The organism is Nitratireductor sp. PBL-C9 (assembly GCF_050877045.1).
GTDB lineage: Bacteria > Pseudomonadota > Alphaproteobacteria > Rhizobiales > Rhizobiaceae > Nitratireductor > Nitratireductor aquimarinus.
Window position 1 is genome coordinate 288,937 of sequence record NZ_JBPAXW010000005.1, and the last position, 12,720, is coordinate 301,656.

The following is a 12,720-nucleotide window of genomic DNA, read 5'->3' on the forward strand; positions in this document are numbered from 1 at the left end:
CCACAATTGGCCTTTGTACAGTTTGTCGCACCTCACGCTTACGTCAACGTAATACGCCTATTGAATAGGCAGGCGACAGCGGTTGCGGTTAGCCTGAGTCTTGCCGCCCATGCCTTAAAAAACCCCTGAATCTGACACATTCTGACATGGTGAGCATCACAAATGACGCCAGTGTTGCACAGGCGCAACACAACCTTGAGTTCTTCACGAAACTGTCACGATCCGCTTGTTGAAAGCGTCGCGCTTCTCCTTGTGGACTTCCCATTCAGGCGAATCGCAAGCGGACATACAAAAGCCGCGCCCACCTTTCGGCGGACGCGGCCCTGATTGTCTTCACGCTGACGCCAGCCCTTTAGAGAGACTGGCGCAGTTTCGTCACCCGGCTTCCTTCACGCGGGCGAGCGCCACTTCCAGCCTGCCCTTCGCATCGGCGAACTCGGTGAGCTTTTCGCGCTCGGCGGCAACGATCTCCTGCGGCGCATTGGCCACGAACTTCTCATTGCCCAGCTTCTTTTCAAGCCGCTGCATCTCGGAGGACGTCTTGGCGATCTCCTTCTCAAGCCGCGCGGCTTCCGCCGACAGGTCGATCAGATCGCCCAGTGGCAGGCAGAAAGTGGTATCGCCAAGCACGATCTGCGCCGAGCCCTTCGGCGCTTCACCGGCAAAGCCAAGCTCGCCGACGCGCGCCAGACGGCGAATGGCCGGATCATGGCGGGCGATGCGCGCACGCATGGCCTCATCCGCACCGACCGCAACGAGCGGAGCCGTCGCAGACGGCGGCACGTTCATCTCTGCGCGCACCGAACGGATGCCCGAAACGAGGTCGACAAGCCAGTTAATGTCGGCTGCCGCATCCTCATCCGTGAAATCGGGAGCCGGCCAGCGGGTCAGCGCCAGAACGGCGTCGCGCCCGGCGTCACCGCCGGTATGCGCCCACAGCTCTTCCGTCATGTAGGGCATCATCGGATGCAGAAGCTTGTAGGTCTCGTCGAGCACATAGGCCGCACAGGCGCGGGCCTCGGCCTTGGCCTCCTCGTCCTCACCGGCAAACACCGGCTTCAGAAGCTCCAGATACCAGTCGCAGAACAGGCTCCACACGAAACGATAGGCCGTGCCTGCCGCCTCATTGAAGCGGTAGGCCTCAATGCCTTCCGTGATGCCCTTTGCCGCCCGCGTCAGCTCCGTCAGGATCCAGCGGTTGATGGCAAGCTTCGCGTTTTCGGGACGGAAGTTCTCGTCCCGCTTGACGCCGTTCATCTCGGCAAAACGCGTCGCGTTCCAGAGCTTGGTGCCGAAATTGCGGTAGCCCGCCACGCGCGCCGGGTCGAGCTTCACGTCACGGCCCTGTGCGGCCATGATGGTCAGCGTGAAGCGCAGCGCGTCCGCACCATATTCGTCGATCAGCTCGAGCGGGTCGATGACGTTGCCTTTCGACTTCGACATCTTCGCGCCCGACTTGTCGCGCACCAGCGCATGGACATAGACCGTGTGGAACGGCTCTTCTTCCATGAAGTGCATGCCCATCATCATCATCCGGGCGACCCAGAAGAAAATGATGTCGAAACCGGTCACCAGAACCGAAGTCGGATAGTAGCGTGCGAGCTCCGGCGTCTTGTCCGGCCAGCCGAGCGTCGAGAACGGCCACAGCGCCGAAGAGAACCACGTGTCGAGCACGTCCTCGTCGCGGGTCAGGATCTCGCCCGGCTTGAAGTTCTCCAGCTTGTCCTCAACCCAGGCCTTCCAGGGGCCTTCATGCGAGATGTAGTGCTGGATCGCGGCCTCGAGCGCCGTCTCCTCGTCCTTCTCGACGAAGACCTGCCCGTCCGGGCCGTACCAGGCCGGGATCTGATGGCCCCACCAGAGCTGACGGGAAACACACCAGGGCTGGATGTTCTCCATCCACTCAAAATAGGTCTTTTCCCAGTTCTTCGGCACGAACTTCGTGCGGCCCTCGCGCACCGATGCAATCGCCGGCTTCGCCAGCGTTTTCGCGTCGACATACCACTGGTCGGTCAGGAACGGCTCGATCGGCACGCCGCCACGGTCGCCATGGGGCACCATGTGCTTGTGCGGCTCGATCTTCTCAAGAAGCCCGGCCTCTTCCATCATCGCGACAATCATCTTGCGCGCGTCGAAGCGGTCGACGCCGTCAAGCTCCGCGATCGTGCGGGCGAGCGGCGCATCAGCGCCTTCCAGCCCCTCGAGAAACGCCTCATTGCCTTTCAGCGTGATCGTTGCGTCCGTCGCCATCACGTTGATCTGCGCCAGATCATGCCGCTTGCCGACCTCGAAATCGTTGAAGTCGTGCGCAGGCGTCATCTTCACCGCGCCGGTGCCCGCTTCCGGGTCCGGATATTCGTCGCCAACAATCGGAATGCGGCGGCCGACCAGCGGCAGGAGAACGTTCTTGCCGATCAGATCCCTGTAGCGCGGATCGTCGGGGTGAACCGCAACACCGGAATCGCCCAGCATCGTTTCCGGACGCGTCGTGGCGACCACCACATAGTCGCGCGTCTCATAGCCATCCGGCTGCCCATCCGAAGGCCGCCAGATGACGCGGTTGCCCTCGTCGTCCAGCCTGTAGGGATGCTCATAGGTCAGCCCGTCGGCGAGCGGATAACGGAAATGCCAGAGATTGCCGTTGGTCTCGATCTGCTCGACTTCAAGGTCCGAAATCGCCGTCAGAAGCTTCGGATCCCAGTTGACGAGGCGCTTGTCCTTGTAGATCAGCTCCTGCTTGTAGAGCGAGACGAACACCTCGACCACGGCCTTCGACAGGCCCTCATCCATGGTGAAACGCTCACGTGACCAGTCGCAGGACGCGCCCAGCCGCTTGAGCTGGTTCATGATCGCCCCGCCGGACTCCGCCTTCCATTCCCAGATCTTGTCGACGAACTTCTCGCGGCCCATGTCGCGGCGGTGCTGCTGCTTTTCCATGAGCTGGCGCTCGACCACCATCTGCGTGGCGATGCCCGCATGGTCCATGCCCGGCTGCCAGAGCACGTCCTTGCCGCGCATGCGCTCGAAGCGCACCATGATGTCCTGCAGCGTGTTGTTGAGCGCGTGGCCCATGTGCAGCGAGCCGGTCACGTTCGGCGGCGGAATGACGATGGTGAAGGGATCCGCGCCAGGTTCTGCACCGGCGCCGGCCTTGAAGGCCTCGGCCTCTTCCCAGCGTGCGGCGATTTTGGGCTCGACGCTTGCTGCGTCGTAAGTCTTTTCAAGCATGAGGGTTTCCGCGCTAGAGCAATTCCGGAAAAATTGGAAACCGGATTTTCGCCCGGAATTGCATGGAGTCAAATGGTCAGCCCGCCCCGCCGCTTCATGAAACGGAGAAACGCACTGTCGAGACAGTAAACCAGAAATCTGGTCCGTTCACAGCAGGGTGTAAAGCCGAAGGGTCAGATCAAGTCAACCGGCAGTCGGCGCGGCTTATCCGCCGCGCGCGATCCGTTCGATCTCTTCGCGCACCAGGCGCTCGACAATCGTGGGCAGATTGTTGTCGAGCCAGTCCTGCAGCATGGGCCGCAGCATTTCCTCGGCCATCTGGTCAAGCTGACGACGACGGCTGGCCTCGAAGGCCTCGTTCAGTTCGCCAAAGGCCGCCGCAACCTTGCGTCCGGTGTACTCGGAGAGGATGCCCTGTTTCGCGCCCTCGCCCTCATCTGCAGAGGCCTTCACCTGAGGAAGTTCCTCCGTACGAACATCTTCATGAGATGCCGCTTCGGGCTCCTGCTCCTCAACGCTGCGGTAGGAATAGACATCCGACGCATCATCGACGTCAGCCACATCCTCAACGACAGGAGCAGCAGCGGGCCGCGCCTCGGCAAGGCGCTGCATGAGACCGTGATCCACGGCCGGCTCAGGCTCGACAGGCTTGGAGTCAAAACCGTTTGCAGCCCGCCCCTCGTCGCGCTTTTCGCTCACGGATGGCCGGAAAGGCTCCTCGCGCAATCCTGCACGAAAACTCTCGACGTCAGGCGCAGGCTGAAATGGCGCAGCGCGCTCTTCAACGGCTGCGGCCGGCGCGGCGTCAGGCTGCTGCGCCTCCACGGGCTGCGCAGCGCGCTCCTGCGAGCGCTCATCCGCAGAAGCACCATTGGTCACGGCGCCAACCGCATCTGCCGCGCGCGCCACAGGCGCATCATTGTCTTCAATGATCCGTCGGATCGAAGCGAGAATCTCTTCCATGGAAGGCTCGCGCTGGCTTCCATTCGAAGTCAGCGCTTCTACCGCTGCTTCCATTTTGTGCGCACCGAAACCCTGTGACATAGTCAAATTAGCCGCCTCTAGCCTGTGTCCGTTTCACCGACTTTGTCCGGAGCGACATTCCCATTCCAAGTCCGGGCGCCAGTGCAGACGGTCGAATCACTAAAAAAGGGTAACGCAGCGTCTGCGGTATGAGAATCCCCGCGCAGCACCTGTTTCAGGTTGCACACAAGAATGCCGGGCGCAAAAGCAAACCCGGCACACGAGACTTTATGAAAAATGCGTTAAACACGCCGCCCTGCGGGACCGGCGCTGGATACGCTTGCGGTTTCAGCGACCGTCCGGCGTGCGCAGTCCGTACCACTTGTCCTTGACGGCCTCGTAGTGTTCCTGCGGCCGGTATTCGGCAACCTGCAGACCGAGACGGTTCGCAGACAGATTGCCCGTGGCAGAAAGAATGGCGTAGCTGGCGACCACGATGTCGCGCTCGGCGCTGACACGGTCCACCTTCGCGGCAATCACGTCGGCCTGTGCGTTGAGCACGTCCAGCGTGGTGCGCTGTCCAACATTGCGCTCTTCGATCACGCCGTTCAGCGCCAGCTGTGCAGCCCGCACCAGTTCATGGTTGGCGGAAAGAACGCCCTGCGCGGCCTGATACTGGCTCCATGCGGAAACCACGGCAGCGCGAACCTGGTCACGCGCCACATCGAGATTGATGCGCGCCTGGCCGAGCGATTCCTTGTTCTTGCGCACCTGCGCAGAAGCCTGACCGCCCTGGTAGATCGGCACGGTCAGATTGATGCCGACACGCGCGCTGTCGCGCGAACCGTCGCTGGGAATGCCAGGCGACGTGTCCTGATAGCTGTGCGAGAGCCCGACCGAGCCATTCACCTGCGGCAGGAAAGTGCCTTCGGCAGACTTCACACGGAACGAAGCCGCATCGATCTGATGCTGACGGCCCTTGATGGCCGGGTGGGCTGCAAGCCCGGTTGCCAGTGCGCTGTCGAGGTTCTTCGGCAGAAGCTTGACCAGCGGGTTGGCGGTTTTCAGATTGTCCGGCGCATCGCCGATGAGCTGACGATAGACGGCAGAGCTCGACGTCACCGAAGCGCGCGCGGCGCTTAGCTGCGCCAGAGCCGCCTGACGGCGCGCTTCCGCCTGTGCCACGTCGGTGCGCGTGCCCTCGCCCACATCGAAGCGCGAACGTGCGGAGCGCACCTGCTCTTCAAGGAATTCGAGGTTTTGCGCGCGCAGCGCCGCGATCTGACGATCACGAATCACGTCCATATAGGCGCTGGCAGCGTTAAACAGCGTGTTGAGCTCCTGGTTGCGCAGCCCTTCATTCGCGGCGCGCACGCCAGCCTCGGCCGCACGCACATTGTTGCGCGTCTGGAAACCGTCGAAGATCGGCTGCGTCAGCGAAACGCCAAACTCACCGGTCCTGATATCCGTGCCGTCATTGTGGGTAAGCGCGAAGGACGCCGTGCCCTGAATGCGCGGGCGCATGCCGGACTTGGCAATCGCAACGTCTTCATCCGTCACCCGTACGCCGGCGCGTTCCGAGTTCAGGGTGGAGTTGTTCTGATAGGCTTTCGCCAGAGCGCCGAGAATGGTTTCGGCGGAAGCAATGGCCGGCGCGGCAATGAGCGCGGACGATGCCACCAGAGGGATCAGGAAACGACGGTAAAAGGACACGATCTGCCAACCTCGGACTGTTTTCGGCAGCCGCGCCGAATCGACACCACCACCTCTAATATCAATTCCGGCCTTTCGACCGGCGTCCACGCCCGGGAGACCAAACGGTTAGCCTGTCCCCCACCCCCAAATCCAGGCGCTCTTTATATAGACATTACATCAAACTCTTGATCAATTCCGTTGCAGGAAAGCAACAAGTCACTGATCAAAAGACAAATTCCGGTGCATTCTGGAAGCCGGGAAGCGGCTTCACGGCCAGATTGAATGCAACGCGGCTCGAAACAATGCCGTCATCCTTAACATAAAGCAGCGCCTGCGCAGCGTTGCCTTCACCGATCACGGCGACGAGTCGCCCGCCGTCGCGCAGTTGATCGATCAGCGTCTGCGGCACAGAATCCACCGCGCCGCCGATGAAGATCACGTCATAAGGCGCATCGTCGGCATAGCCGCCCTGCAGAGGTCCGCTGACCACGGCAACATTCACGCAACCGAGTTCGCTGAGCGCATCCGTTGCCTTGGCGGCCAGATCCTCATCGCTCTCCAGCGCAACCACAAAGCTTGCAAGACGCGACAGAACCGCAGCCGAATAGCCCGAGCCCGCGCCCACATTGAGCACCACGTCGCTGGAGCGCACGTCGGCGAGCTGCACCAGCTTGCCAAACGCTGCCGGTTCCATGAGATAGCGCGCCGCGCTCTCATCCGTTGCCGGCGCGATCTCAAGATCCTCGTCAAGATAGGCGAGAGCCTGCTTGCGGCCGGGCACGAACGCCTCGCGCGGAATGTCACCCATGGCGTCCAGAAGAGCGCTCGCCGTCACGTCCGACGTGCGCAACTGTCCCTCAACCATATTGGCGCGCTGCTGGGAAAAATCGATTGTCATGCGTCTGGTTCCCGATGCCTGTTTTCGCGCCGCCCTCGGGACTGTGTTCCCAACGCGGCGAAAACAACGATTTCACGGGTTTGCTAGCGGCTGCCGCCGCCCCTGTCAATTACTCCGCCCCGCTGCGGCATATTGGCGGTTGATAGCGCCCCGGCGCCCCCGAATTCCCGGCGCCAATTGTGTCAAAGGCCGGATACCCCTTCACCCGGGCAGCGGAATGAACTCCTGATCGTCTCCCGTGGGCAGATCGAACAGTCCCGCACCCCAGCGCGCGCGCTTCCAGTCTTCTTTCGCCGCTTCGATCCTGTCTTTCGAAGAGGCGACGAAGTTCCACCAGATATAGCGCGGGCCGTTCATCGTTGCACCGCCGAGAAGCATCATCCGTGCCCCTTCGCTTCCCGCCGCCACGGTGATCGAATCGCCCGGACGAAACACCATCATCCGCCCGGCCCCGAAAACCTGGCCCGCAACGGAGATCGCCCCGTCCGTCACATAGATACCCCTGTCCTCATGATCGTCCGGCAACGGGAAACGCGCACCCGGCTCCAGCATCACATCCGCATAGAACATGTCGGAATACACCGTCGCCAGCGCAGTCTCGCCATAAGCCCGTCCCAGAATCAGACGCAGCGCGATGCCGTCATCGACGATCTCCGGCAGCGTCTCCTTCTCATGATGCTCGAATGCCGGAGCCGCGTCTTCCATCGCTTCGGGCAGCGCCACCCAGGTCTGGATGCCAAACAGGCTGTGCGGCCCCTTGCGGGCTGCCTCGCTGGTGCGCTCCGAATGCGAGACGCCACGCCCGGCAACCATCCAGTTGAGCGCGCCCGGATGAATGACCTGGTCCGAGCCGATGCTGTCCCGGTGATGAAAATCGCCGCGGAAGAGATAAGTGACCGTCCCCAGGCCGATATGTGGATGCGGCCTGACATCAATCCCCTGCCCGGTCAGAAACTCGGCCGGCCCCGCCTGATCGAAGAAGATGAACGGACCAACCATCTGGCGGCGTGGCGCCGGCAGCGCGCGGCGCACCTCGAACCCGCCAATGTCACGGGCGCGCGGAATGATCAGCGTCTCGATGGATTCGGCTTCAATGTCATCCGGACAGCCGGGTTCGAGTGCGGGGTTCCAGCTCATCGACGCCTCCATACACGGGACAGCTCATCCCCAAACAGTACCATCCGCATGGTCGGCACAAAAGAAAAACGACCGCCGAAGCGTGCTCCGGCGGTCGATCTTGAACGGGTTCGTCCGTTACTTCTTGCTCATGCCGTCATACATGGCGTGCAGCAGATGATGCGATGCCTCGCCATCCGGGCCGACCGGCCAGTTCAGGAACTCGGTCTTCTGCATGCTTCCGTCCGCCTCATAGACCACCCTGTCATTCTTGATCGTCGCCTGGACGGTCAGGCTGGACAGGGTTTCCGGGTCGATTGCGGTCGGATCGTCGGAGAGAATCACGAAATCGGCCAGCTTGCCGGTTTCGATCGAACCCTTGTCGTCCTCCTCGAAATGCTGCCAGGCCGGCCAGATCGTCATGGCCTTCAGCGCCGTCGGCACGTCCACCCGCTGGCTCGGCCCCAGAATGTCGCCCGAGCGCGTGCGGCGGGTCACCGTCGCAGAGAGAATGCGCATGCTGTCTGGCAGAGCCACCGGCGCATCGTGATGCGAACCGAACATCATGTCCCGCTGACGCACCCAGCCGGTCGGCGAGATATTGTCTGCCGCCACCGGTCCGACCGTGTGATCGCGGTGCCAGTCGCCCCAATAGAAAGTGTGCATCGGGAACAGCGACGGGAAGACGTCAAGCCGCTTGATCGTGTCGACCTGATCCTCGCGCAGGAACTGGCCGTGCACCAGAACCGGGCGATTGTTCGCGTCGCTGTATTCCTTCTGCGCCACCTCGATGGCAGTCAGAAGCATGTCCGAGGCCGCTTCGCCATTGGAGTGCGTGATGATCTGCAGACCGTTCTTGTAGCAATGGTTGACGGCGTTTTGCACGACATCCATCCCGATCACCGCATAACCCGAATATCCGGGCGGATAATCGCCAACCGGGTTGTAATAGGGGCGGTCACGCAGCGCCGTAAAACCCTGCGGGGAACCGTCAATGGTCAGCTTGCAGCCGCCCACGCGGACACCGTTCGTATAGTCCTGCGAGAAATTCTCAACGATGTAATCCGGCGCTTCCAGAACGTCGGGAAACGCCACGACATCGATCGGCAGATCCCCTTCGGCGCCAAGCTTCTTCAGAACCTCCACGATCGATGGCGCAGAACGCCCGTCCTGCGCGGTCGTGTAGCCGAAGCGCGCCCAGAGTTCGGCGCCCGCACGCGCAAATGCGTGCATGCCCTCCTCACCGAGGTCACCCAGCATCTTACCAAGAGCGGTAAAGAACGCATACTCTTCCAGCACGCCGTTCGGCTCACCGTTCTCGTCGCGCCGGATCACGCCACCTGACGGGTCCTTGGTATCGGCCGTAACGCCCGCCAGTTCCAGCGCCTTGGAGTTCACGACGCCCAGATGCCCGGACTGATGGACGATCAGGATCGGCAGCTCCGTCGAAACGGCATCCAGTTCTTCACGCGTCGGATGGCGCAGTTCAGCCAGCTGCGCATTGTCATAGCCGAAGCCGATGACCATCTGGACCTTGTCGACGGTCTCGGCGTTGTCTTCGATCCACTTTCGAAGCGACTCCTGCAGGCTGGCGATGTCAGCAACGCCGCCATCCGGCGGCGGCAGAAGGTTTGCCGAGAGCGCCTGAAGGCCGCCAAACACCACATGACCGTGACTGTCGACGAAGCCCGGCACCATGGCGCGGCCGTCCAATTCGAAAACGGTCGTCTCATCGCCCTTGTGGGCCTCAATGTCGGCCAGCGCGCCAACGGCGAGAATACGTCCGTCCTTCACCGCAACCGCTTCAGCGGTCGGCTGCGCATCATTGATCGTCAGGATCGGGCCACCACTGTAGATCGTGTCGGCAATTTCCTGCGCGCAAGCCGCTCCACCGGCAAACACGGTGCCCGCCAAAAGCAATGCACGTAGTGCGTGAAAATTCATCATAAGATCGCCCCTGTGTACTTCCATACAAATACCGTCCCCGCCCGCTTTTCCTTTCACGAATCAAAGAAGAGCGGAACGCGAAGCAGTCTCGCCCCTTCTAAGGGCGAGCGCCAGTTTCAGCTTACGTTAGGGCAGGAATATGGTTATCAGTCGACTAACGGCTTCCCCCTCCCCCCTTGCCAGCGGGCGGAGCACTCCAAGAGGTGAAGAAGGACGGGGCTGGATCGAGAGACAATCTGCTCTCACAAGCCCCAAACAGCTGGCTTACGCCAGCCGGTGCGCCCACGGCAGCCAGCACCAAAACGATCTATATTCATGAAGAAAGAGAATTTGGAGGCCTCGCCCGGAATCGAACCGGGGTGCAAGGATTTGCAGTCCTCTGCGTAACCACTCCGCCACGAGGCCATGCTGGCAAGCAGCATCGAGCAGTTCAATAGGTTGCGACTATTTCCCCGTCAAGCGGACAATGTCATTGATCCGCAATTTATCGTCATAGCCCCTTATAAGAGCCCTTTCTCACCGCCTGTTCGTCCTGTCGCCGCCCCGGCGGCTCCACCAGACGGTCATCTTGCGCCGTTTCCGTCGCACCACGGCGATGTCATAGGACAGAATCAAAAGACCAAGCGGAATCATCCAGAAGCCCAGCACGGGCAAAAAGCCGAATATGCCCAGCACCACGAGGCCCGACCCGCCCGTGATTCGTGCCAGACGCGACTGGGGAATCGGGATTCGTTTCCCCATCAGCGAAACCGAAGGCTTCGCGCGCTTGTCGTCGTCCTGCCTGTCTTCCTGTTGTTCCATCGCCCGTTCCGTCGCCCGTTCCGCACATTTCAGCGGTTTTGCTGCACAAACGCAGATGCTTCATATGCGTTGCAAATTGGATCCAAGGAATGGCGCTTGTGAAAAAAAAGACAAAAAACACATTTGCCTCTTTGCAAAGCTGAATTCGGTTTGCTATAGGCACGCTCACTCGACAGAGCACAGGCGTTCCCCGGTAGCTCAGTGGTAGAGCAACCGGCTGTTAACCGGTTGGTCGCTGGTTCGAATCCGGCCCGGGGAGCCACTTCTTTTCCAAACACTATACGCCGCCCACCCCTTCAGCACCTCCGCTGGAGCAGCACCAGTGTGCCCGACATCCATCCGGCGCGACACTCCGTCATCACCCCTCCCCGCTTAAGTGCTTCCTCCTTCAACACCTTGACGCTAGGGTGACGCTTGACGTTCCTGAAGGAGTTGCGCCTGTGTCCGAAGTCGAGTTGAAACTCCTGCTGGACAGACAACAGGTCCCCGCTGTCCTCGCCCGCATTGACGAGCTGCCTTCGCAGGCCTGCACGAAGCATGCCTCCCGCCTCCTGCGCAGCATCTATTTCGACACGGCAGCGCGCGATCTGCGCAAGAACGGTATTTCCCTGCGCCTCAGGCGCGATGGAAAGCGCTGGCTTCAGACGGTCAAGCTCAACGGCACGATTGCAGGCGGGCTGTCGAAGGTCAGCGAGTTCGAGCGCCCCGTGCCGAGCGGTCAGGTCTCCATCGACGCCATCGAAGATGCAGACGTGCGCGAACGACTCAGGAAGCTCATAAGCGACAGGCCGCTCAAGACCATCGCCGAGACCCACATCAACCGCACCCAGATCGACCTTAGCCTGGATGACGGTGCAAAGGCGGAGCTCGCCGTGGACAGCGGCGCCATCAAGGCGGCCGGACGCAGCGAAAACCTGCACGAACTCGAAATCGAGCTGGTCGAAGGCGCTCCCGCCGACCTCTACCGAACCGCCCGGATGGTTCTCCCCAAAGGCAGCCTGCGGTTTTCGCGCTTCTCAAAGGCGGCGCGCAGCGTTCTTCTCGCCGAACAGGGGCATATAGAGCCGCCGGCGACGCCACGCAGAGCCGAGACGGTTCCCCTCAAACCCGGATACGCGACCGGTGAAGCGGCCCGCGCCATGCTGCACGAGTGCCTCAGCCAGATCGCGGCCAACATTGAGGCGGTGCAGCAATGCGACGATCCGGAAGGCCCGCATCAGTTACGCATCGGGCTCCGGCGACTGCGCAGCGCGCTTGCCCTCCTTGCGCACGAAATTGCCTCGCCGGAAGAAGCAGCCCCCGGCCTCAGCGAGGAAGCCCGCTGGCTTGGCCGCGAGGTCGGACGCCTGCGCGATCTGGACGTCGTCCTCAACGACATCGCACGCCCCTATTTCGCGCTCGATGGCCATGCCCATGGCGCTGCCCCCGTGCTTGGCACACTGGAGCGCCACGCCAAAGAAATACGCAACGATCTGCGCCAGATACTCTGCGGCGAGCGCGTCGGCGACTTCCTTCTGTCCCTCTCCGAGTTCATCGAAACCGCCAGATGGAAGGATGACCATCGCAAGAAGCGAGAGCACCGCAGGCTGACGGACTTTGCCGGCAAGATACTCGACAGGCGATGGGCCCACGTCCTGACCAAAGCAAAAGGGATCGAGCGCTTCGATCAGGAGCAGAAGCATGCGCTGCGCAAGGAGCTGAAAAAGCTCCGCTACACGATAGAGTTTCTTGGCCCGCTCTTCCCCAAACGCGATGTGAAGCGCGTGACCGAAAGGCTGAAGACGCTTCAAACCGTGTTCGGAAGCCTGAACGACGCCACGGTCGTCGAAGCCGTTCTCAGCAAACCGCCGCTTTCCTCGATCAACGACCTCGCGGCCCAGCGCGCCATCGGCCGGCTGCTCGGCGCATGCGAGACACGGGTGACCTATGACTGGACAACGGCGCAGGCCCACTGGAAGGCGCTGAAGACCTGTCACCTGTTCTGGAAGCGAAAACACAAATAGGCCACAGAGCGCATCCCTCCACCCCACCACCAGCCCACGCCGCGAACACAGTTCCGTGACCATGTTTCC

General features: G+C 61.6%; 8 protein-coding genes and 2 tRNA genes. 2 read left to right on the forward strand and 8 right to left on the reverse strand.

Going from position 1 to position 12,720, the window contains the following annotated elements; genetic code table 11:
• Window positions 1–375: 375 nt before the first annotated feature.
• From ACRTG1_RS13060 to ACRTG1_RS13095, 8 genes are all read right to left on the reverse strand, one after another.
• Complete coding sequence (locus ACRTG1_RS13060; protein WP_432516239.1) at window positions 376–3,228, reverse strand: valine--tRNA ligase; 2,853 nt, start codon at window positions 3,226–3,228, stop codon at window positions 376–378.
• A 204-nt stretch (window positions 3,229–3,432) separates the two neighbouring features.
• Entirely contained in the window at window positions 3,433–4,245 is an 813-nt protein-coding gene (locus ACRTG1_RS13065) for a PopZ family protein (protein WP_206995012.1), read from the reverse strand.
• A 294-nt stretch (window positions 4,246–4,539) separates the two neighbouring features.
• Window positions 4,540–5,904 (reverse strand): TolC family outer membrane protein, encoded by a 1,365-nt coding sequence (locus ACRTG1_RS13070; protein WP_206546378.1) that lies wholly within the window; start codon window positions 5,902–5,904, stop codon window positions 4,540–4,542.
• Between the two features lie 205 nt (window positions 5,905–6,109).
• Complete coding sequence (locus ACRTG1_RS13075; protein WP_206546379.1) at window positions 6,110–6,784, reverse strand: protein-L-isoaspartate O-methyltransferase family protein; 675 nt, start codon at window positions 6,782–6,784, stop codon at window positions 6,110–6,112.
• Between the two features lie 201 nt (window positions 6,785–6,985).
• Window positions 6,986–7,921 carry a pirin family protein gene (locus tag ACRTG1_RS13080; RefSeq protein WP_432516240.1) on the reverse strand — a complete coding sequence of 312 codons (936 nt, stop codon included), beginning with the start codon at window positions 7,919–7,921 and terminating at the stop codon, window positions 6,986–6,988.
• Between the two features lie 117 nt (window positions 7,922–8,038).
• On the reverse strand, window positions 8,039–9,847 hold the full coding sequence (locus tag ACRTG1_RS13085) for an amidohydrolase (protein WP_204360824.1): 1,809 nt from the start codon (window positions 9,845–9,847) through the stop codon (window positions 8,039–8,041).
• A 331-nt stretch (window positions 9,848–10,178) separates the two neighbouring features.
• Window positions 10,179–10,252: transfer RNA gene (locus ACRTG1_RS13090), tRNA-Cys, on the reverse strand.
• A gap of 111 nt (window positions 10,253–10,363) precedes the next feature.
• Window positions 10,364–10,648, reverse strand: coding sequence for a hypothetical protein (locus ACRTG1_RS13095; protein ID WP_222474230.1), 285 nt, complete (start codon window positions 10,646–10,648; stop codon window positions 10,364–10,366).
• Window positions 10,649–10,835: 187 nt separating this feature from the next.
• Between ACRTG1_RS13095 and ACRTG1_RS13100 the strand changes: the two genes are divergently transcribed.
• Together ACRTG1_RS13100 and ACRTG1_RS13105 are read left to right on the forward strand one after the other, a co-directional pair.
• Window positions 10,836–10,910 (forward strand) — tRNA-Asn (locus tag ACRTG1_RS13100).
• Between the two features lie 178 nt (window positions 10,911–11,088).
• Window positions 11,089–12,651 (forward strand): CHAD domain-containing protein, encoded by a 1,563-nt coding sequence (locus tag ACRTG1_RS13105; RefSeq protein ID WP_432516241.1) that lies wholly within the window; start codon window positions 11,089–11,091, stop codon window positions 12,649–12,651.
• The last annotated feature ends 69 nt before the right edge of the window (window positions 12,652–12,720 follow it).